Genomic DNA, 22,388 nt, shown 5'->3' on the forward strand with positions numbered 1-22,388 from the left:
TATGAAACATTTCAATCATTTATGTTGTTTAGACACAACATATTTTTAATAAAAAGAATCATCTTTTTTCTCATTAGCAATAGAGCTTAGTTTCTAAAATCGTTGTGACAGGATTTACAGCTTGCACCTACTTTACCAAAAGCAATCTTCACTTGGTTTAAATCACTTGTATCAGCTGCTTCCTGTAGGGCTTTGACCGCGACCTTAAAATCATCTGTTTTCTGATTAAAGGCAGATGCTTGGCTCCAAATTTCTGTTTTTGCATCACCTCCTTCAGTACCTACATCAAACCCTTCAAAAGGTAAATCAGCTAAGGTGGCAATCAACGCGACTTGTGCTTTGACCTGATCGGCTTGGTAAGGGGTACCCCCTTTTACCACTGATGCTAATTTACCAAACTGGTTGGCTAACACAGTAAAAGCAGATTGGCGATATTTAATCGTACGTTCCTGCGTAGTAGGCGCCGCTTGGACAACCCCAACCGTAATACAGACTAATAAAAAAGCTAATAATATTTTTTTCATCTTCCATTCTCCTTGTAAAAAAAGTCTATGCAATATTTTAAATACACAGACTAATGATAAAACGATAAAACTTATTTACCAACATTCTTCGCCAATTGAACCGCTAAGCCCAAATAACTTCTCGGCGTCATCGCTAATAGTCGATCTTTAGCTTCAAACGGCAAATCTAACTCTGAAATAAAGGCTCTTAATGTTTCTTGCTCAATCCCCTTACCTCTGGTTAATGCTTTGAGCTGTTCATAAGGCTGTGGAAGCCCATAACGTCTCATCACGGTTTGAACGGGTTCAGCCAAAATCTCCCAGCAAGCATCGATATCGGCATCAATCACTTCAGAGTTCAATTGTAATTTCGATAAGCCTTTCAAACTTGCCTCCCAAGCCACGACAGAATAACCTAATGCCACGCCTAAATTTCTTAATACGGTGGAGTCTGTTAAATCCCTTTGGAAACGAGAAATAGGCAGTTTCGCTGATAGATGGTTTAATAAGGCATTTGCTACACCAAGGTTACCTTCAGAATTTTCAAAATCAATTGGATTCACTTTATGCGGCATGGTAGACGATCCCACTTCTCCCTCTTTGAGCTTTTGTTTAAAAAAGCCTAAAGAGACATAACCCCAAATATCACGGTCCATATCCAAAATAATGGTATTGGCACGAGCGATCGCATCAAATAATTCTGCCATCCAATCATGTGGCTCAATCTGAATGGTATATACATTCTGAGTCAGCCCAAAGCCCGTAATCACTTTTCTTGCCAATGCCTGCCAATCGACATTAGGATAAGCACTAAGATGAGCATTGAAATTTCCTGTAGCACCATTCAGTTTTGCCAAAGGTTTTACTACTTCAATCGCTTCAATCGCACGATGTAGACGAGCTGCAATATTCGCAAACTCTTTACCCATCGTAGTAGGCGTTGCAGGTTGACCATGCGTACGGGATAACAAAGGCTGCCTAGCATATTCATGTGCTTTATTTTGTAGCTGCGTCAGTAACTGTCTCAATGTCGGCAGAATCACTGTTTCTACCGCACGAGTAAGCATCAACGCATGTGAGGTGTTATTGATATCTTCCGAAGTACATGCAAAATGGATAAATTCTGCTGCCTTAGTTAATTCAGGATTAGTTTGCACCTTTTCTTTCAGAAAATATTCCACTGCTTTCACATCATGGTTGGTGGTTTTTTCAATTTCTTTAATGCGGGCTACATCAGCCTCACTAAAATCAATCACAATCTGATGTAACTGATCTTTTGCCGTTTGAGAAAATGCGGCTAACTCAGGAAGTCCCGCCTCAGATAAAGCAATCAGCCAAGCAACTTCTACTTCCGTACGATGTGCCATAAACGCAGCTTCTGAGAAATAGGGACGTAAACTGTCCACACGTGAAGCATAACGCCCATCGAGAGGCGATAAGGCATTAAGGCTACTTAATTCTGTATGAATCTTCATCATCTTCCTTTTATAAAATAATTCCACCCCCCAAACATACTTCTCCATCATACAAGACGGCAGATTGTCCGGGGGTAATCGCCCACTGGGCTTGCGTAAACTTCAAAGTAATGTGCTTAACATCAGTATTAACCAAATCACACATAGCATCGGTCTGACGATAACGTGTTTTGGCAGCATAAGCACCTTCATGTGGCGGATAACCCGAGATCCAACTCACTTCATCAGCTACCAAGGTCTTTTTCAATAACCACGGGTGATCATGTCCATTGACCACATATAAGGTATTTGTATTAAGATCCTTTTTGGCAACGTACCAAGCATCTACCTGACCATCGGCTTGTTGATGTCCCTTGACCCCGCCAATACCGAGACCCTTTCGTTGTCCCAAAGTATAAAACGATAGACCAATATGTTCACCGAGATATTCACCCTCTGGTGTCATCATCGGACCGGGCTGAGTAGGCAAGTATCGATTTAAAAATTCTCTGAAAGGACGTTCTCCAATAAAGCAAATACCGGTCGAGTCTTTTTTCTTGGCATTCGGCAGACCAATTTCTAGGGCAATCCGTCTGACCTGTGTTTTAGGCAGTTCGCCGACAGGAAATAAGACACGATCTAACTGCTGTTGGGTTAAACGGTGTAAAAAATAACTCTGATCTTTAGCCGGATCTAAGCCTTTTAGCAATTGTACTTCTCCACCCACACGACGTACACGAGCATAATGCCCCGTAGCAATATAATCGGCCCCTAAGGTCATCGCATGATCTAAAAAAGCTTTAAACTTAATTTCAGCATTACACAAAACATCGGGATTCGGCGTGCGACCTGCTGAGTACTCTTTCAAAAATTCCGCAAATACGCGTTCTTTGTATTCGGCTGCAAAATTTACCGCTTCAATATCAATCCCAATCAAATCAGCAACGGCAACCGCATCGAGCCAGTCTTGACGAGAGGAACAATATTCTGAATCATCATCTTCCCAGTTTTTCATGAATAGCCCGATTACTTCATAGCCTTGCTGTTTCAACAACCAAGCACTCACGGAAGAATCCACCCCACCCGATAGACCGATAACCACACGTGGTTTTTTAGGAGATAGCGATGAGATAGCATCTCCTGTGATGGCAGATGCTATGAGATCCGAATTTGCCACAACGGTGGCCTTACTCGTGACAGCAGTGTCCGCCTCTTCAACGAGTATGTTTTTTGAAACCTGTGCGGGTGGAACGTGGTTGACTGCCCCATCCGTTTCCTCATCTAACTGAATCACTGGTTCTGGTAGCTGTTCGATTAACGCCCTTAGTTTCTGTGTAAAATTCGGATCAAACTGGTCCAAAGCATGGATATGCTGGATCTGAATGCATACTTCTTCGGGCTGACACGATAAGACATCCCACAAAGCATCTAAATTAGCCCCAAGTTCCTCAAACTGTTCCTCTGCACCTAACAGACGATACAGCGACTGATAAAACTGAGCTAATGATTCAACATGTTGACAATCTAATACTAACATTATTTCAAACGACGACGTTGACGTACTGCCGAAGCAAGACGCTCCAATACTTGAACAGAGGTATCCCAGTCGATACAACCATCGGTAATACTTTGACCATAAACCAATGCCTGACCTTCGACATAATCCTGACGACCTGCTTTTAGATGGCTTTCAATCATCATACCAAAAATACGTTTATCACCTGCTTCGATCTGCTTAGCGACATCTTCTACCACCAAAGGCTGATTTTCTGGTTTTTTACTACTATTGGCATGACTTGCATCAATCATAATGCGAGGTGATAAACCCGCTTTTTCCAATTCTTGTGCGGCTGCTTCAACACTGGCCGCATCATAATTTGGCTGTTTACCACCGCGTAAAATCACATGACAATCCTCATTACCAATGGTACTAACTATAGCAGAATGCCCACCTTTCGTAACTGACAAGAAGTGATGAGGATGAGCAGATGCTTTCATCGCGTCAATTGCAATCTTCACATTTCCATCTGTACCATTTTTAAAGCCGACTGGACAGGATAATCCTGATGCTAATTCACGATGCACCTGACTTTCTGTGGTTCTGGCACCAATCGCTCCCCATGAAACCAAATCAGCAATATACTGAGGCGTGATCATATCCAAATACTCACAACCGGCTGGCAAGCCCAAGGCATTCACGTTTAATAAAAGTTCACGTGCAATACGCAATCCTTTATTAATATTAAAACTATTATCTAAATCGGGGTCATTAATCAAACCTTTCCAACCAACTGTGGTACGCGGTTTTTCAAAATAAACACGCATAATCACTTCCAGATCTTCAGCAAAACGTCCCCTTTCTTTAGCCAAACGCTGAGCATATTCTAGGGCCGCTTCATGATCATGGATCGAGCAAGGACCAATAATCACAGCCAAACGATCATCTTTGCCGTGTAAAATCTGATGCAAGCTATCACGCGTATGATGCACAATGCCTGATACTTCAGGAGTACAGGGAAATTCTCTCAACAAATGAGATGGAGGGCTTAACTGTTTAATTTCGCGTATGCGTATATCGTCTGTGTTATATGACATATTACTTTTTCTCCTTTATAGCCTTTATCCTAGCATAACTGAGTACACGTGTATAGCTATGCTGTACCGCCTACTGTGATACGATTCAGTTTAATGGTCGGCATGCCCACGCCCACGGGAACAGACTGACCTTGTTTACCACACATCCCCATACCGGGATCTAAGGCTAAATCATGTCCAATCATTCCAATTTCGTTCATGGTGTCAGCACCTGTACCTATTAATGTCGCACCTTTGATCGGACGGGTAATCTTCCCATTTTCAATCAAATAAGCACGTGAGGCGGAAAACGTAAAGTTACCGTTAGTGATATTCACCTGACCGCCACTAAAATTCTTGGCATAAATCCCTTTTTTAACGGATGCAATCATCTCATCTGGTTCATAATGACCTGCCATCATAAAAGTATTTGTCATGCGTGGCATCGGAACGTAAGAATAATCCTCACGACGACAATTACCCGTACTGACACTGCCCATCAAACGAGCATTTAAACGGTCTTGCATATAGCCTTTTAAAATACCATCTTCAATGAGTACGGTCCTTTGTGTAGACGTTCCCTCATCATCAACATTCAAGGAACCGCGTCTATCCTGAATCGTAGCATCATCAATCACCGTCACGCCAGGCGAGGCCACACGTTCCCCAATACGTCCTGAAAACGCGCTACTGCCTTTACGATTAAAGTCGCCCTCTAAACCATGTCCGACCGCTTCGTGCAATAAGATACCGGGCCAGCCATTACCTAGCACCACTTCCATCTCACCTGCGGGAGCTTCGTCGGCCTCTAGATTATGATGTCCCTCATCAATCACTTCTTGAATATACGTATCGATTAGAGCATCGGTATAAAAATCAAGGTCACGTCTTGCACCGCCACCTGTGCGAGCCACTACCTTTTTGTCCCCTTTTTGCATCAAAACAGATAAACTTAAATGCACCAAAGGACGAATATCCGCCAAACGACGACCATCTGAACAAGCAATGTAAATCACTTCATAATCCATCGACAAGGACGCATTCACTCTGATAACATGAGGACTTTTTAGACGACATTTCGTATCTAAGGACTCTAATAATTGGATTTTTCGGCTTGTCTCCCAACTCGGCAAAGGATTGACACACTCGTAATATTTTTTAATGGCTTGAGTGCTCACATTCACCGCAGGATAAGTCGAGTCAGTCTGGGCTTGAGCAATCGACTTAACCGTTTTACCCGCTTGCATTAAGGAATCTTTAGACAAAATATCAGAATAAGCATAGGCCGTTTTTTCGCCACTTACTGCTCGAACGCCCACGCCCTGTGAAATTGAGAATCCACCTGATTTAACCTGTCCCTCATCTAAAGACCAAACTTGACTACAGGCATATTGAAAATAAAGGTCCGCAAAATCAGCATGCCCAGACATAATCTCATCTAAGACCTGCTTTAGGTCGGTTTCAGATAGTCCCCAAGGATCTAATAATTTTTCTTTTGCTATTGAAATAGCCGAATTCATACTGCATTCCTTAACTTAGACATATTTAACTAAATTACAATCATAACACGTAAAGAAAGGCTAAAATAGATAGATTTACAACCTTTAGACTTTTAATGAGTTATGGCGAATTCAACCATCTATCGAAAAGATTATCTACCTTTTGATTTTGATATTCTTCGTGTTCATTTGTGTTTTGATATTCATCCCGAAAAAACCTATGTCACCAATACCATGAATATCCGTTCTAAACACAGCTCTGACACCGCTCACGGACTGAAACTGAATATTCAAGACATTACTATCGATAAAGTATTTTTAAACCAAAAAGAACTACACCCTCATGAATACCAGCTTAGCGAGCAGTTTTTAGAGATTCCTAACTGTCAAGGTGACTTTGAATTAACGGTCCAAAGCCATTGTCACCCTCGCACGAACAGCACCCTAATGGGCCTGTATGAGTCGAACCAGTCTTTATTTACCCAGTGTGAAGCTGAGGGATTTCGCCGTATCACCGCTTATCCAGACAGACCCGATGTTTTGTCTTCTTTCACAGTGACCATTCGCGGTGATAAACAACGCTATCCATACATGCTATCCAACGGTAATCTTATCGTTTCTCGAGATTTGGCCGATGGTCGTCATGAATGCGTTTGGGAAGATCCTTTTAAAAAACCTTGCTATCTATTTGCTTTAGTGGCAGGCGACTTTGATGTGCGTGAAGAAAAATATCGCATTAAAAGCGGAAAAGAAGTCTTATTACAGGTGTATAGCGACAAAGGTAATTACGATAAAACCGCTTGGGCGATGCAATCACTGATTCATGCGATTGAATGGGATGAAACAAGATTTAATCTCGAACTGGACTTAGACCGTTTTATGGTTGTCGCTGTGAATGATTTTAATATGGGGGCCATGGAAAATAAAGGATTGAATATTTTCAATGCCGCCTATGCATTGGCAGACCCAGAAACCGCGACCGATGCGAGTTACGCTGATATTGAGGCGGTAATCGGACATGAATACTTTCATAACTGGACAGGCAATCGTGTCACGTGTCGTGATTGGTTCCAGCTCAGTTTAAAAGAGGGGTTGACCGTATTTCGCGATCAAGAATTTTCAGCCGATATGATGTCCAAAGGACTAGATGAAGAGACAGCAAAAAGTGCTCGTGCGGTTAAACGTATCGATGATGTGAGTGTGCTCAGAACGGCCCAATTTGCTGAAGACAAAGGTCCCATGGCCCACCCTATTCGTCCAGATAGTTATGAGGAAATTGGTAACTTCTACACCGTTACCGTGTATGAAAAAGGTGCTGAAATTATCCGTATGCAACACACCTTACTGGGCGAAGCTGGTTTTCAAAAAGGCATGAACATCTACTTCCAACGCCATGATGAACAGGCCGTTACTTGTGACGATTTTGTCGATGCGATGGATACGGTTTATCGTGAACAACATCCTGGCAAGAGTCTGGAACGCTTTAAAAACTGGTACAGCCAAGCAGGAACGCCCACTGTTCATGTTCGCACGGAATACGATGATAAAGCACAGACTTTGACCCTGCATCTAAAACAGACTTGCCCACCTGTAGGATTAGAAACAAAACGTGAAAACTGGGTAAAACAGCCTTTTCACATTCCGTTATCCATGGGGATATTGAATGAACAAGGTCAGGAAATCCTCCCAACACAGGTGTTACAACTGACAGAAGCGGAACAGACATTTACGTTTGATCAGATAGCGTCACGTCCGATTTTATCGTTACTGAGAGACTTTTCTGCACCGATTATCATCAATTACCCCCAGCAAACACAAGCCGAAAAAGTCTTGTTGGCCTTACATGATACCAATGCCTTTGCACGTTATGAAGCCAAACATCAGTTAGCGGCCCAAGAAATCATTCGCCTTAGCCAAGCACCTGATAGCGAGGTTTCGCCTGATCTCATTCATATCTGGGAATCGAACTTATTAAATCCCTCGTTTGATGCCAATTACCGTTTTGTTTTATTATCCTTACCCTCTGAAACGGGCTTATATACGATGGTAAAACAGATTGACCCGATCGCGATCCATCAGGCCCATCAGAAAACGATACGAACACTGGGTGAACGTTTAAAAACACATTGGCAGACGCTGTTAGCCAATCACCTCCCCACTGCTTCTTATCAACCTGATTTTATCAGTGCGGGAAGACGGGCTTTATGTAGCAAAGCATTGCAACACCTCATGGCGATTAAAGATCCCCACGCTATCGAACAAGCGATTTACATTCATGAACACGCTAATAACATGACCGATGCGTTTAATACCTTAGCGTTAATCAGTGAATATGGCCCTCAAGAGGTGAAAGAACGCTTACTGGCTGCTTTCTACCAAAAATGGAAAGATAATCCGCTTGTTTTGAACAAATGGTTCTCTTTAGTGGCACGACACGCCGATCAAACCCGTATTCGTGAACTTATCAACGATCCTTTGTTTACCATGCGTAATCCTAATCGCGTGCGTGCGGTGATGGGAAGTTTCTGCACCGCCAATCCTATCGCCTTTCATCAATCTGGTGGACAAGGTTACCAATTCTGGGCTGATTGTGTCGTGGCATTAGATAGCATTAACCCAGAAGTGGCTGCACGTATGGCCAGAATCATGGACCAATGGAAACACTATGTTCAAGCCGATCGCATGAAACAATCATTACAATACGTGCAACAACACACGCATTCAAGTAATGTACAAGAGATTGTCAATAAAGCCCTTAACATCTAAAGGACACATCATGAATTTAACGCTATCACAATACTTACATCAACACACGAACGATCCATCGCTAAAAGAGTTATTACAACAGCTTTGCCATACTTGCACGATGATTGCTCATGCCGTGAGCAAAGGAGCTTTGTCTGGGGTTCTCGGCAGTACCACACATGAAAACGTTCAAGGTGAAGTCCAGAAAAAACTCGATGTCATCTCTAACCAAATGCTATTAGAGGGGCTAGAATGGACGGGAACCTTGTCTGGGATGGCTTCTGAAGAGATGGATGAGATTTACCCTATTTCATCCTCGTACCAAAAAGGCCCTTATTTACTGTTATTTGATCCTTTAGATGGCTCGTCTAATATTGATGTCAATGTTAGTATTGGTACGATTTTCTCGATTTTAAAAGCACCACATCACGCTGATCATCAAGCCATTACCGAAAAAGATTTCTTACAAAAAGGTCGTGAGCAAATCGCGGCAGGTTATGTGATTTATGGCCCTCAAACGATGTTGGTGATGACCTTAGGCAAAGGCGTAGTCGGCTTTACATTAGATCGTGATACCGCTACTTGGTATTTGACCGTACCTGAATTTAAGATCCCTAGTACCACTAAAGAATTTGCAATCAATATGTCTAATATGCGACATTGGGAACCCAATATGCGTGCGTATATTGAGGATTGCTTAGCAGGTGAAACAGGACCTTTGAAGAAAAATTACAATATGCGTTGGATTGCTGCCATGGTGACCGACGTGCATAGAATTTTAAACAGAGGTGGCGTATTTGCGTATCCTTGGGATGCTCGTGAACCGGGTAAAGCTGGTAAATTACGCTTAATGTATGAAGCCAATCCGATGAGCTTTTTGGTGGAGCAAGCAGGTGGCAAATCCATCACAGGCAAAGAAAATATTCTAGATATTGAACCTGAAAAAATCCATCAACGTGTTCCTGTGATATTAGGCAGTGCTCAAGAAGTGGATTGTATTCAGGAATATTTAAATCGATAAAGAAACGCGTGATTGAAGTTAGAAACCGTGAAAATAGCGTGATCACGGTTTCTAAGAGATGATTCAAGGTGTGAGTGTTTGAAGTTGTTAGGTGGGTATGTGATTCGTTTCTGTGACGATCGGCTTATTTATTTACTTACTCACGACAGCCTCATCATCACTTTATTAGAAACGTTTTTAATCCACCCACGATCATTGCGAGATCCGTCCACGATCACTGTGAGAACCGCCCACGATCACCGTGAGTGTTAAGGTGGGTATGTGATTCGTTTCTGTGACGATCGGCTTATTTATTCACTTCATTAGCCAATATATGGTTTCTTTGTTCGGCCAGAATCTGTTTACGTTTCGCATTTAAGCGATTATGTTCTTGCGGTTTTACTTTTTTCAATCTTCTAGGAGGCGGTTGTTTTTTGGCTTGTGCTTTGTGAGCCGCCCTTCTTCGTCTGGATTCCATTGGATCAAAACTTAATTCACGACAAATTTCGATGCGATCAGTAGGTTTTAAGACATCCTCCAAACCTATCTTTTTACCAAAAATAGCCAGCCCCATTTTATCAATCGATAAATGAGGAAAATCCTTAAAAAAATCAGCTTGTTCTAATGCTGTTTGGACCGTTAAATTTTCCGACCATGCAATATGCTTTTGCCAAATATGAGCCTGAGCATCTACAAAATACAATGAAACTTTATGATTGACCATAAACCGCCTCAGCCCTATTCGTGAAGGAATCAATAAATGTATTAGCCACCTTGTTAAATACGGGAGCAATCAAACGTTCAACCAGTATATTGCTAAAACTGTAGTCCAAATTAAATACGACCTTACAAGCCTGTTCATCTAAAGCCTGAAATTCCCACACCCCTTTTAATGAGGAAAAAGGCCCCTCTACTAAATCCATCTGGATGCTGTGAGGAAACACTCGTTTATTCTGGGTCGTAAAGTGTTGCTTAAGTCCTGCAAACTGTATGTAAATAGTGGCTTTCATACTGTCTGATGTTTTTTCATGGATGGTTGCACCCCCGCACCAAGGCATAAATTCAGGGTATTTATCAACATCATCGACTAATTGAAACATTTGCTCAACGCTGTATGGGACCAAAACACTACGATTTACTTGGTACATATTGAACTTCATCTCATTTTTAAGGATAATGAAACATTATACATTTAACTCAGGTTAATCGGATATGGTTATCGCAGAAAATCGCAAAGCAAGACACGACTACTTTATAGAAGAACATTTTGAAGCGGGTCTCGTCCTACAAGGTTGGGAGGCTAAAGCCATTCGTGCTGGACATATTCAGCTTAATGACACCCATGTATTGATCAGGGAGGGCGAACTATTTGTCTTTAATATGCACATCAGCCCTTTGAGAACGACCTCTACACACGTAAAAGCCTATCCCGATCGTTCTAGAAAGTTACTCATGCACCGCTCACAAATCAATAAACTTATTGGTAAAGTGGAGATGAAAGGCTACGCTCTTGTGCCATTAAACTTACATTTTTCAAAAGGCAGAATTAAATTAGAACTCGCCTTAGCAAAAGGTAAAAAATCATTTGATAAACGTAATACGATTAAAGACAGAGATTGGGCAAGAGAAAAAGAAAGGCTGATGAAACACGACATCCGCAATACCTAACCCTACCCCCCTTTACATCAAAGGGGTTTTTATTTACCAAGCATCCATGCAGTAGTTGTGCGGACGTTAACCGTTAAATCTTTGTGATGCGTGGTACGTTAGTGTTTATGCAGTGATACAGCGATTAGGTTTTATCGTTTAATATTTTAATCACACGAAATCGTTGTCTCGAACGTCACTCCGAAGCCTTGCCATCGTTAACTATTAAATCTGTCTGATGCGTGGTATCTTAGTGTGTATGCAGTGATACAGCGATCGGGTTTTATCGTTTAATATTTTAATCACCCGAAATCGTTGTCTCGAACGTCACCCCGAAGTCTTGCCATCGTTAACTGTTAAATCTGTAAGATGCGTGGTATCTTAGTGTCTATGCAGTGATACAGCGATTAGGTTTTATCGTTTAATATTTTAATCACCCGAAATCGTTGCCTCGAACGTCAGCCCGAAGCCTTGCCATCGTTAACTGTTAAATCTGTGTGATGCGTGATATGTTAGTGTTTATGCAGTGATACAGCGATTAGGTTTTATCGTTTAATATTTTAATCACCCGAAATCGTTATTGCGAACGTCAGCCCGAAGCCTTGCCATCGTTAACTGTTAAATCTGTGTGATGCGTGATATGTTAGTGTTTATGCAGTGATACAGCGATTGGGGTTTATCGTTTAATATTTTAATCACCCGAAATCGTTGCCTCGAACGTCACCCCGAAGTCTTGCCATCGTTAACTGTTAAATCTGTGTGATGCGCGATATGTTAGTGTTTATGCAGTGATACAGCGATTAGGTTTTATCGTTAAATATTTTAATCACCCGAAATCGTTGTCGTTTCATGTTAATGTGAATAAATGAGATACACTATTTCTAGCGATAAGTAATTTATTTTCGTGGAGTCATCCACTATTTTTTCATGAGATGTAGGTTATTTTTATGGACTTAAAAGACATTCATCAGCAGGCATTAGCGTTTCCTCATCAATTTTCTTCTTTGATTTTGGCAACCTCTTCTTTGAACAACATCCCGTTAAGCAGTTACGCTTGTTATGTTTATGATGACCATAAATACTATCTGTACCTCAGCGGGCTGGCTGCACATGAAAAAAATCTCATTGAAAACCCCGTTGCAAGCTTGATGTTCATTGAAAACGAGGAAAATGCTAGACAAATTTTTGCTAGACAACGTTTAACTATTCAATGCAAGGTATCATTAATTCCTCGTGATAATGCAGTGTTTACGCAAATCTTAGACAAATTTTCTGATAAATACGGTCATTTTATTAAAGCGATTCGTTCATTAACTGACTTTCAATTGTTTGAACTCACCCCAGAATCCGCGAATTACGTCTCAGGCTTTGCCAAAGCATACGACCTGTCAGGCCCCAACCTTTCCCATATCGAACATAAAACGGTAAAATAATATCGTTTCAAAACCTCATGGCCAGTTTCAAAACCTCAACGCCATTTCGTTTAACAGAAGTTTGAGAAAGGATTTTCGCCTGCTTGTCTGATGCCAAAGCATACGACCTGTCAGCCCCTAACCTTTCCCATATCGAACATAAAACGGTAAAATAATATCGTTTCAAAACCTCATGGCCAGTTTCAAAACCTCATGACCATTTCGTTTAACAGAAGTTTAAAAAGGATTTTATGATGATCGACAAAAAAACGATTTTAGATATATTCAATTTTAGACATGCTTGCAAAGAATTTCGTACCGATAAAAAAATACCTCAAGAAGATCTACAAGTTATTTTAGAAACAGCCAGACTCTCGCCCACCTCTTTAGGCTATGAGCATTGGAAAATCTTAGTCTTACGTGATCCCGCACTCAGAAAAGCGATCCAACCTTATTCTTGGGGAATGGTTAAACACTTAGATAACGAGGCTTGCGAAGTATTATTTTTTATCGTTGAAAAAAATCCTCGCTATGATAATGAAAAATTTCCTAAGATCTTTGAGCGTCGTGGTATTCCAGCTGACAAATTGCCTAAGGCCTTAGAACGTTATAAAAGCTTCCAAGTTGAGGATATGAAGTTATTAGAAACGCCTCGTGCCTTGTATGATTGGGCTTGTAAACAATCCTACATTGCTTTGGGAAATGTTATGACTGCCGCTGCGATGATGGGTATTGATTCATGTGCCATCGAGGGAATGCATTATGACTCTGTGAATAAGATTTTAGCGGATGCAGGTGCGTTTGATCCTGAAAAATATGCGGTTTCCGTTGCTGTGGTATTTGGCTATCGTGCCAATGACGCACAAAAACGCCTCAGATTAGATTTAGATGAATTAGTCACCTATCTTTAATTAAAAAACTGACAGGCAACTCTAGTTCTTTAATCTTCAAAAAATAAGAGCTGTTCAAACAGAACACGATAAATACATGTTAAAGTCGTGTGCTTTAATCTCCAAAAAAATAAGGGGGTACTCAAACTTTATAAAGGTCTCCCCCATTCCCTCTAGGGTGCTTTAATTTAAAAAAATAAGGGGTATTCAAACCCCTTATTCTTTTCGCCTTTCCTACTAACGTCACACCAATGTGCAACGCTAGTATTTAAGCGGTTTTCAGATTATCCCTGCAAACGCTTCCATGTTGAGACAACTGTATCCGGACTCAATGAAATAGACTGTATGCCTTTTTCACATAGCCATTGTGCCAAATCAATATGATCGCTTGGCCCTTGACCACAAATACCAACATATTTGCCCAGTTTATTGCATGCCGTGATGGCTCGTTCTAGCATAAACTGTACGGCCTCATCTCGTTCATCAAAGTCTTGAGTCAGAATATCCATGCCTGAATCTCGGTCTAAACCTAAGGTTAATTGGGTCATATCATTAGATCCAATCGAGAATCCATCAAAATATTCAAGAAATTTTTCAGCTAGGATGGCGTTCGTAGGTACTTCACACATCATCACGATACGTAAACCATTTTCCCCACGTTTCAAACCGTATTTGGCCAGTAAATCAATCACTTTTCTGCCTTGTTCAATGGTTCTTACAAACGGTACCATCAATTCCACGTTTGTTAGGCCCATCTCTTCACGCACAAACTTCATCGCTTCACATTCCATACGGAAACATTCAGCAAAGTCCTCTGCCAAATAACGAGACGCACCTCTAAAACCAAGCATAGGGTTTTCTTCAATCGGTTCATAGCGTGAACCACCCACTAACTTACGATACTCGTTAGATTTGAAATCCGACAATCTAACAATCACAGGTTTAGGATAGAAAGCCGCCGCAATGGTCGCTACACCCTCTGCCAGTTTTTTCACAAAATAATCTCTGGGACTTGCATACCCTCTAGCAGCAGATTCCACCGCCAATTTCAAAGTATGGTCGATGTTCGGATAGTCCAATACAGCTTTAGGATGTAGGTTAATGTGGTTATTGATAATGAACTCTAAACGAGCTAATCCAACACCTGCATTAGGAATTCTAGAGCTTGCAAAGGCTAATTTTGGATTACCCAAGATCATCATCAATTTTGCGGGTTTTTCAGGGTGTTCAGGCATATCTTGATAATCGATTTCTTCGATAACCGTCTCTAAAAGGCCCTCGTAAATCTTACCCTCATCGCCCTCAGCACATGAAACCGTCACTTCTTGACCGTCTTTCAATACTTCAGTCGCATCCCCACAACCTACTACCGCAGGCACACCTAATTCACGTGCAATAATCGCCGCATGACAAGTACGACCACCACGGTTTGTCACAATAGCCGCCGCACGCTTCATCACGGGCTCCCAGTTTGGATCCGTCATATCGGTAACTAATACATCACCCGGTTGAACTGCATCCATCTCACAAGCACTATTGATAATACGAACAGGGCCTGAACCAATCATCTGTCCAATCGCACGTCCTGATGTCAATACCGCACTGCTGGCTTTTAACTTATGACTGCGGATAATGCGTTCTTCTGACTCTTGGGAACGTACGGTTTCAGGTCTAGCTTGAAGAATGTAGATTTTACCATCGACACCGTCTTTGCCCCATTCAATATCCATCGGACGACCATAGTGTTCTTCAATGATGCACGCGTATTTCGATAACTCAATCACTTCTTCATCAGTGATAGAAAAACGATTGCGATCACTAATATCCACACTGACATCTTTTACCGACTCATGAGCATCAGGATCATCGTTAAAAATCATTTTCACTAATTTAGAACCCATGCTACGGCTGATAATGGGATATTTGCCCGCTTTTAGCGTAGGTTTAAACACATAAAATTCATCTGGGTTCACCGCACCTTGGACCACTTTTTCGCCCAAACCATAAGATGAAGTCACAAACACCACGTCTCTAAATCCTGACTCTGTATCCAATGTGAACATCACACCAGAACTACCTTTATCAGAACGTACCATACGCTGAACACCCGCAGAAATAGCCACTTCCGCGTGCGTAAACCCTTTGTGAACACGATAAGAAATCGCACGGTCGTTATATAACGAAGCAAACACTAAATGTACTTTTTCTAAGACATCCTCAATGCCTGCGACGTTTAAATAAGATTCTTGTTGACCTGCAAAAGAAGCATCGGGCAAATCCTCCGCAGTAGCTGATGAACGAACGGCAAACGATCCTTTACCATCGGCATCTAACTGAGCATAAGCCTGGCGAATCGCATCATCAAGTGCTTGGGGAAAAGGTGTGTCGATAATCCATTGTCTGATTTCTTTACCTGCTTCAGCTAAAGCAATTACGTCCTCAGGATTCAGATCTTCTAAACGTGCTTCAATGCGTTTATCCAAGTTATCGGTTTTCAAAAAGTCTCTAAACGCATCGGCCGTCGTGGCAAAACCACCCGGAACACGAACACCTGCAGAAGAAAGCTGACTAATCATTTCGCCCAACGAGGCATTTTTACCGCCCACCGAGCCAACATCAGTCATACGCAACTGCTCAAAAGGTAACACATAAGACATATCACGTCTCCTAATAATTGAAAAAAATTAAAAAAGCGAATTAATTAGAAACACAGCCATGTCGTTATACTTCTAGTTAATGAGCCTTTTATTATCGATAAGTTTATGTGACCTTTTTAAGCAATTATCACTATCAAGGATTGTACTATTTTGAGGGGGCTTTGTCACAGAATTATGACTCATTCACCGTAAAACCCTTTCACTTTTTTTGTATCAAAGGTAACTTGTTTTAAAATCAATGCTAGCTTATGGATAAACAACTGTATTGACTCAAAACGGGGAACACTATGTCAACTACCTTACCACAAAGAACCGTATTTATTGTTTCGGATAGCACGGGGATTACTGCCGAGACGTTTAGTAACTCTGTCCTGACTCAATTTATTTCAGATTTTGATTTCAAACAAGCCAGAGAACCTTATATTACAACGGTTGAGAAAGCAAAAGAAGTTTTTTACGCCATCAAAGAAGCCCATATTGCGGACAATGCCAAGCCTATCGTGTTTAGTACGCTTGTCGATCATGAACTACAAAATATTATCAAAGAGGCTCCTTGTATTTTTCTGGATATTTTTGGTTCTTGTGTTCAACAACTATCTAACGCTTTGGAAGTCAGCCCCAAACGCGTGGTCGGTCGTTCACATTTAGATGCAGAATCCGCCGCTTATCGCAAAAGAATGGATGCCATCAACTTTACCCTTGCCCATGATGATGGACAGTTTGTTCATGGTTTAGATCAGGCAGATGTCATTTTAGTGGGAGTCTCACGTTGTGGCAAAACGCCTACTAGCCTGTATCTTGCCATGCAGTATGGTTTAAAAGTGGCCAACTTTCCGTTAATTCCTGAGGATTTTGAGCGAGGCACTTTACCCTCTACACTTCATCCTTTCAAAGACAAACTTTTTGGCCTCTCTATCAATCCTGAACGATTAAGTCAAATTCGTGAGGAACGACGACCAAATAGCAAATACGCGTCTATCGTCCAATGCGTGATGGAAGTGGAAGCGGCCGAAGATATGATGAAACAAGAAGGCATCGAGTGGTTATCCACCACCACACGTTCTGTGGAAGAAATCTCAACTACTGTTTTGCATATTTTAGGATTAGACAGAAACATGAAGAAAACGCTGTCTGTTTAAGATAAGTCGATGGTGTTAAGGTGATGTATGAAAAAAACACTGTCTGTTTAAGATAAATCGATGGTGTTAAGGTGATGGATAAAGAAAACGCCGTCTGTTTAAGATAAGTCGATAGTGTTACGGTGATGTATTTTAGATAAATACGGAAGTTAAAAACGATAGATTATTTGCGATCTTAGTTTTATGTTCGGATTTCATTCGTTTTTACATTTCATTTTTTGCGTTTTAGTTAGATTAGCCAGAATAAGTCATACGAAAGATACTCTGGCTAATTTATTTTTAACCTCGTCACGAACACACCAATCTACCACACATTCCGAGTAAAACAAGCATCTACCTACGTATCGAAGTAAACGACCTATTCATGCGGGATCGAGATAACTGTTAACATCATCAACATCCACACGTTCCGATCGCACCGTCAATTTATTTTTTTAAATTTTGAACAACCTTTTGCAAAACCGTTAACGCAAAGTTTTTAGGATTGAGGTTAATATTCAAATTATTTAATGCAATTTGTTCATTTAACCATTTTTGTAATTGGCTGATCACCAGACAATTAGTCTGTTGAGCGATGGTCTGATAATATGATTGCAATGAGGGATAGTAGTGCGAATGGCCTGTTCGTTGGACCAAAGCAATATCTAACAAGAAACGATATAAACTGGCCAACCACTCTGAAATCGTTATATTTTCTAGCTTTTCAACATAGGATGAAAGACTTGGAAACTGAGGCAAGCATAAATGATGAGCAAAGTCTTTTAACCAATAAGCAATCGGTTCATTTTCTGATGAAGCATAACTTGCAGCCTGCAAAGGGGCTCCACTACCGGCCGCCAGATAGTCCTGAGGATGTTCAATGCCTTGTTGTGTTAACCATGCGATGGATTGCGATTCAGGCGGAATGGGCAAGAAAAGACGACGACATCTTGAAATAATCGTCGGCAACACACGGCCCATCGAATGTGAAACCAGCAAAAAGACGACTTCTCCATAGGGCTCTTCAATCGACTTTAATAAAGCGTTTGAGGAAGCAATATTTAAGTCTTCGGCCAAATAGATCATCACGACACGTCGCCCACCTCGGTGACTGGAGATGCTTAGAAAATCATCTAATTCACGTACTTTGCCAATCAGAATTTGTTTTGAAGTCGCTTTCTGAGGATCGTCAATTAAATGCGTCAATAATCCTCGTTCTGAAGCTTCCATATCTGAAATCAATAATCGAAAATCAGGATGATTCCATGATGCAAATAAATGACAAGATTGACAATGACCACAAGCCAAGCCATTTTTAGGCGATTCACACAACAAGCTAGCACTGCCAGCCAAGGCAAATTGAAACTTACCTATTCCCTTTTGACCATGAATTAACCAAGCATGATTCATTCGGGGGTCGGTTAACCAAGCTTCAGGAGACTGCCAAGGATAAAACTCAAATGGACTCATCATAAACTCACCACTTTTTGCCATAATTGCTGACGAATAACATCCATCGATTGGCTACTATCGATTAGACAGTACCTAGCTGACGTTTGACTTTGCTTGATAAATCCATGTCTGACCTTATTAAAAAAATCTAAGGCTTCTTGTTCAAAACGATCTTTATGCGTGCGAGAGGCCGCCATTCGTTCATTAGCAATCATCGGATCAATATCAAAAACAAAGGTAATATCAGGTTCTAGCCCTTTCTGAATCAAATCCTTAAACTGCTGAATCACATTCAACGATACCCCTCTACCATAGCCTTGATAAGCAATGGTGCTATCGGTAAAGCGATCACATAACACCACTTTACCCGCCGCCAATGAGGGCAAAATCACTTTTTTTAAATGATCGTCACGTGCTGCAAACACCAATAACAACTCTGATAAATCCGACATATCTTCGTTTAACACTAACTGTCTTAACTGTTCTGCCACAGGTGTGCCGCCCGGTTCACGCGTTCTGACTACCTGTCTGCCTTGTTGGACAAACTGTTGTTCTAACCAATCGATATGCGAGCTTTTGCCTGCTCCATCAATCCCCTCAAGTGTAATAAATAAGCCACTCATCTCACTGTCCTTTTTTCAGTATGTATTTTTTGACGTTTTTATTATGCTCATTTAAATTTCGAGCAAATGCACTGGTTGTATCGCCTTTTGAGACAAAATAATAGTAGTCATGTTCTTCAGGATGTAACACTGCTTTAATAGAGGCCAAACTGGGATTGGTAATAGGTGTGGGTGGCAAACCCAAGCGTGTATAAGTGTTCCACGGTGTATCGGTTTGTAAATCTACTTTTCTGATTCGACCTGTATAGTTCTCACCCATGCCATAAATCACGGTCGGATCAGTCTGTAGCTTCATATTGGCTCTCAAACGGTTGATAAACACGCCAGCAATTCTTGCACGATCTTCTGGATGACCCGTTTCTTTTTCCACAATAGAGGCCAGAATTAAGGCTTCATAAGGCGTTTTCAAAGGTAGGTTCGCTTGCCTATTTGCCCATTCTTGTTGCAAAATTTTCTGAGCTTGTTCATAAGCTTTCTTTAGCACGACAAGATCTGAAGCCCCATAATAAAATACATAAGTATCAGGATAGAACAGGCCCTCCATGCTTTCATAAGGAATGCCTAATTTTTCTTTTAGCTGGCTTAAATCAGTGTGAACTAAGTTCGGATCAGCGTTCACCGTGTTTAAATAATCCTTGGTCGTGCGTCCTTCTACCAAAGTCACTTTAAACTGCAATACCTGTCCGTTTTTAATCTTATCAATAATGCTTCTTGGCGTATCTCCACGATGAATTTCATACGCACCTGCTTTAAATAATTTCGCATCCCCCTCCCAATTCACGTAAGCAACCCATAAATCAGGAATAATCTCAACGCCCTTTTCTTCCATGGTTTTAGCGAGTTTTCTAATGGATGTCCCTTTGGGAAACTCGATAATTACTTTGTCTTCTTTCATCGCAACAGGGTGATCAATCCAATGATACACTTTTCCGATGATTGCCACCACTAAGACTAGGCATAGAAAAATTAATGCCGAAAAGGTATACTTAATAAAACGCCACATAATTCGTTGGTAATTTAAAAAAATTATTTATCCTCTATTATAGAAAACTATGTCATATACTACATCTAAAACCACATTATTCGCTATTTTAACTTTCCAAGGCGAAGACGCTAGCACTTTTTTACAAGGACAAATCAGCCAAGACGTTCGCACACTAAACGAGACGGAACTTAAACTAGCTGCTTACTGTTCGCCAAAAGGCCGATTGTTAGCGAATTTCTGGCTGTGGAAAGATCAAGAAACCATTTATGCTTTAGTGCGTGCAGACATTGCAGAAAGCGTCCAAAAACGCCTAAAAATGTATATTTTGCGTGCTAAAGTTACCATTGATATTCATGATCAAATTGGCATGAGTTTTGAGCCCTCTGAACAGCCTAAACTCTCTGTCAAGAAAATCAATGACACCTATCACTTGTATTTTGGTGCGGATCGCCATCTTATTTTCCCTTATACCGAGAATACGGCCGTTTCTAAAGAAGATGAATTTGCTTGGCAAAAAGCTGATATTCTTGATGGATATCCTTGGATTACGGCTGGAACGCAAGAAAGATTTCTCGCACAAGCGTTGAATTTTGATGCTTTAGGTGGCATCTCTTATACAAAAGGTTGTTATACAGGGCAAGAGATTATCGCTCGCACGCATTATCGCGGACAGATTAAACGTGGTTTACGTAAAGCTGAATTGTCTTATGAAAGCCTCTCTCTTGGCGACACACCGCTAAACGAAGACGGGGATTATAGCGATCCTCTGTATTTAAAACCGGGCCAAGATCTGACCTTTCCGAATAATGAAATCGGAGAAATCGTGAATGTCTGTCATCATGACGGAACGGTTTTTGTTCTATGTGTCGTCTCCCTCACTCCCGCTAAAGAAGCACAATGAAACTGATCGATACACACTGTCATCTTGACTTTATTTCTTTTGAAAAAGAGATTGAACATGTATTAGAACAGTCCGCCCAAGCAGGTGTTGGGGCCATTATCATACCGACAGTCAGTATGTCCAAGTATGAAACCGCCTTAGCATTAAGTGCTCGTTATAAACAGCTGTACTTCTGTTTGGGCATCCACCCTCTTTTCATGCACGAAACGCAAGAAAAGGATATTGAGACCTTAGAATCCTTAATCAAAGAACAGCTCGATAACCCTAAGTTCCTAGGTTTGGGCGAGATTGGATTAGATTTTTATTATCCTGATAACGAGGAAGAAAAACAGATTCAGATTTTTAAGGCACAACTATCCTTGGCTAAAAAATACCAATTACCCGTGATGTTGCACACACGCAAATCCGCTGATCAAGTAATCAAATACCTCAGACAATACCAAATCACTCGAGGCATTGCTCATGCGTTTAATGGTAGTATGCAACAAGCTGAATCCTATATTAAACAAGGGCTAAAACTTGGGTTTGGCGGTGCTTGTACATGGTCCAGAGCCAAAAATATTCGTCGTCTTTTATGCGAAGTGGATCTATCGTCCATCGTGTTAGAAACGGATGCTCCCGATATTCCGCCTTATTGGCTAGATAAAGATGAGATGAACCTACCTCATGAATTAGGCAGAATCGCAGAAGAAATCGCACAGATTAAAGGCGTTCCTTTGGATACCTTGATTCAAAGTAGCACAAAAAATACTTTAGAGATCTTTCAGAAAGACATCGTTTTTTAATAGTTTTTTTTTCGTCTATCACGAATGCTTTTTAAGTCTTATTCATACAAGAAACTGAAGTGACTGATTTTAGAGACATCGTTTTTTTGTAGTTGCTATAGATATAAAAATAAGCTGAAACGCCCTGTTTTTGGACATTTCAG

At 41.1% G+C, this 22,388-nt stretch carries 19 protein-coding genes and 1 pseudogene; 8 read left to right on the forward strand and 12 right to left on the reverse strand.

The window, feature by feature from the left end; translation table 11 throughout:
- Positions 1 to 86: 86 nt before the first annotated feature.
- From IX83_RS04375 to tldD, 6 genes and pseudogenes are all read right to left on the reverse strand, one after another.
- Positions 87 to 524 (reverse strand): c-type cytochrome, encoded by a 438-nt coding sequence (locus IX83_RS04375; protein ID WP_038499646.1) that lies wholly within the window; start codon positions 522 to 524, stop codon positions 87 to 89.
- A gap of 71 nt (positions 525 to 595) precedes the next feature.
- Positions 596 to 1,978, reverse strand: coding sequence for an adenylosuccinate lyase (purB, locus tag IX83_RS04380; protein ID WP_038499649.1), 1,383 nt, complete (start codon positions 1,976 to 1,978; stop codon positions 596 to 598).
- Between the two features lie 10 nt (positions 1,979 to 1,988).
- Complete coding sequence (mnmA, locus tag IX83_RS04385; RefSeq protein ID WP_038501549.1) at positions 1,989 to 3,089, reverse strand: tRNA 2-thiouridine(34) synthase MnmA; 1,101 nt, start codon at positions 3,087 to 3,089, stop codon at positions 1,989 to 1,991.
- A 183-nt stretch (positions 3,090 to 3,272) separates the two neighbouring features.
- Positions 3,273 to 3,494 (reverse strand): annotated as a pseudogene (locus tag IX83_RS09080) (barstar family protein); the annotation flags it as partial.
- Complete coding sequence (gene aroG, locus IX83_RS04390) at positions 3,494 to 4,552, reverse strand: 3-deoxy-7-phosphoheptulonate synthase AroG (protein ID WP_038499652.1); 1,059 nt, start codon at positions 4,550 to 4,552, stop codon at positions 3,494 to 3,496. The gene aroG and the pseudogene IX83_RS09080, both read right to left, overlap by 1 nt.
- A gap of 56 nt (positions 4,553 to 4,608) precedes the next feature.
- Positions 4,609 to 6,051, reverse strand: coding sequence for a metalloprotease TldD (gene tldD, locus IX83_RS04395; protein WP_038499654.1), 1,443 nt, complete (start codon positions 6,049 to 6,051; stop codon positions 4,609 to 4,611).
- A gap of 102 nt (positions 6,052 to 6,153) precedes the next feature.
- Here tldD and pepN point away from each other — a divergent pair, with 102 nt between their 5' ends.
- Both pepN and IX83_RS04405 read left to right on the forward strand, forming a co-directional pair.
- On the forward strand, positions 6,154 to 8,796 hold the full coding sequence (pepN, locus tag IX83_RS04400) for an aminopeptidase N (protein ID WP_038499657.1): 2,643 nt from the start codon (positions 6,154 to 6,156) through the stop codon (positions 8,794 to 8,796).
- Positions 8,797 to 8,803: 7 nt separating this feature from the next.
- The gene (locus IX83_RS04405; RefSeq protein ID WP_392387058.1) at positions 8,804 to 9,796 is read left to right on the forward strand and encodes a class 1 fructose-bisphosphatase; all 993 of its coding nucleotides are present in this window, start codon (positions 8,804 to 8,806) and stop codon (positions 9,794 to 9,796) included.
- Between the two features lie 286 nt (positions 9,797 to 10,082).
- Here IX83_RS04405 and IX83_RS08580 read toward each other — a convergent pair whose 3' ends face one another.
- Both IX83_RS08580 and IX83_RS04415 read right to left on the reverse strand, forming a co-directional pair.
- Positions 10,083 to 10,499 carry an RnfH family protein gene (locus IX83_RS08580; protein ID WP_051919276.1) on the reverse strand — a complete coding sequence of 139 codons (417 nt, stop codon included), beginning with the start codon at positions 10,497 to 10,499 and terminating at the stop codon, positions 10,083 to 10,085.
- Positions 10,486 to 10,923, reverse strand: coding sequence for a type II toxin-antitoxin system RatA family toxin (locus IX83_RS04415; RefSeq protein ID WP_038499663.1), 438 nt, complete (start codon positions 10,921 to 10,923; stop codon positions 10,486 to 10,488). Before IX83_RS04415 ends, IX83_RS08580 begins: the two co-directional genes overlap by 14 nt.
- Before the next feature lie 64 nt (positions 10,924 to 10,987).
- On the opposite strand from IX83_RS04415, the gene smpB reads away from it, so the two are divergent.
- From smpB to IX83_RS04430, 3 genes are all read left to right on the forward strand, one after another.
- Positions 10,988 to 11,443 (forward strand): SsrA-binding protein SmpB, encoded by a 456-nt coding sequence (gene smpB / locus IX83_RS04420; RefSeq protein WP_038499666.1) that lies wholly within the window; start codon positions 10,988 to 10,990, stop codon positions 11,441 to 11,443.
- Positions 11,444 to 12,369: 926 nt separating this feature from the next.
- On the forward strand, positions 12,370 to 12,855 hold the full coding sequence (locus IX83_RS04425) for a HugZ family pyridoxamine 5'-phosphate oxidase (protein WP_038499669.1): 486 nt from the start codon (positions 12,370 to 12,372) through the stop codon (positions 12,853 to 12,855).
- Positions 12,856 to 13,085: 230 nt separating this feature from the next.
- The gene (locus tag IX83_RS04430) at positions 13,086 to 13,745 is read left to right on the forward strand and encodes an NAD(P)H-dependent oxidoreductase (RefSeq protein WP_038499672.1); all 660 of its coding nucleotides are present in this window, start codon (positions 13,086 to 13,088) and stop codon (positions 13,743 to 13,745) included.
- 263 nt (positions 13,746 to 14,008) lie between these two features.
- Here the strand turns inward: IX83_RS04430 and ppsA are convergent, their stop codons facing one another.
- Positions 14,009 to 16,381, reverse strand: a complete 2,373-nt coding sequence (gene ppsA / locus IX83_RS04435; RefSeq protein ID WP_038499675.1) for a phosphoenolpyruvate synthase — start codon at positions 16,379 to 16,381, stop codon at positions 14,009 to 14,011.
- 287 nt (positions 16,382 to 16,668) lie between these two features.
- Here ppsA and ppsR point away from each other — a divergent pair, with 287 nt between their 5' ends.
- Positions 16,669 to 17,520: a posphoenolpyruvate synthetase regulatory kinase/phosphorylase PpsR gene (gene ppsR / locus IX83_RS04440; RefSeq protein WP_038499678.1), complete on the forward strand. Its 852-nt coding sequence runs from the start codon at positions 16,669 to 16,671 to the stop codon at positions 17,518 to 17,520.
- A gap of 426 nt (positions 17,521 to 17,946) precedes the next feature.
- Here ppsR and holB read toward each other — a convergent pair whose 3' ends face one another.
- From holB to mltG, 3 genes are read right to left on the reverse strand one after another with little or no spacing between them, the layout of a single operon-like run.
- On the reverse strand, positions 17,947 to 18,972 hold the full coding sequence (holB, locus tag IX83_RS04445) for a DNA polymerase III subunit delta' (RefSeq protein ID WP_051919660.1): 1,026 nt from the start codon (positions 18,970 to 18,972) through the stop codon (positions 17,947 to 17,949).
- Entirely contained in the window at positions 18,969 to 19,574 is a 606-nt protein-coding gene (gene tmk / locus IX83_RS04450; protein WP_038499680.1) for a dTMP kinase, read from the reverse strand. The genes holB and tmk overlap by 4 nt, the downstream gene beginning before the upstream one ends.
- A 1-nt stretch (position 19,575) precedes the next feature.
- Positions 19,576 to 20,577 carry an endolytic transglycosylase MltG gene (gene mltG / locus IX83_RS04455; RefSeq protein ID WP_038499683.1) on the reverse strand — a complete coding sequence of 334 codons (1,002 nt, stop codon included), beginning with the start codon at positions 20,575 to 20,577 and terminating at the stop codon, positions 19,576 to 19,578.
- Between the two features lie 49 nt (positions 20,578 to 20,626).
- Between mltG and ygfZ the strand changes: the two genes are divergently transcribed.
- Together ygfZ and IX83_RS04465 are read left to right on the forward strand one after the other, a co-directional pair.
- The gene (gene ygfZ, locus IX83_RS04460) at positions 20,627 to 21,460 is read left to right on the forward strand and encodes a CAF17-like 4Fe-4S cluster assembly/insertion protein YgfZ (RefSeq protein WP_051919281.1); all 834 of its coding nucleotides are present in this window, start codon (positions 20,627 to 20,629) and stop codon (positions 21,458 to 21,460) included.
- On the forward strand, positions 21,457 to 22,245 hold the full coding sequence (locus tag IX83_RS04465) for a TatD family hydrolase (protein WP_038499686.1): 789 nt from the start codon (positions 21,457 to 21,459) through the stop codon (positions 22,243 to 22,245). Before ygfZ ends, IX83_RS04465 begins: the two co-directional genes overlap by 4 nt.
- Positions 22,246 to 22,388: the final 143 nt, after the last annotated feature.

It is taken from the genome of Basilea psittacipulmonis DSM 24701, assembly GCF_000743945.1.
Taxonomy (GTDB): domain Bacteria; phylum Pseudomonadota; class Gammaproteobacteria; order Burkholderiales; family Burkholderiaceae_B; genus Basilea; species Basilea psittacipulmonis.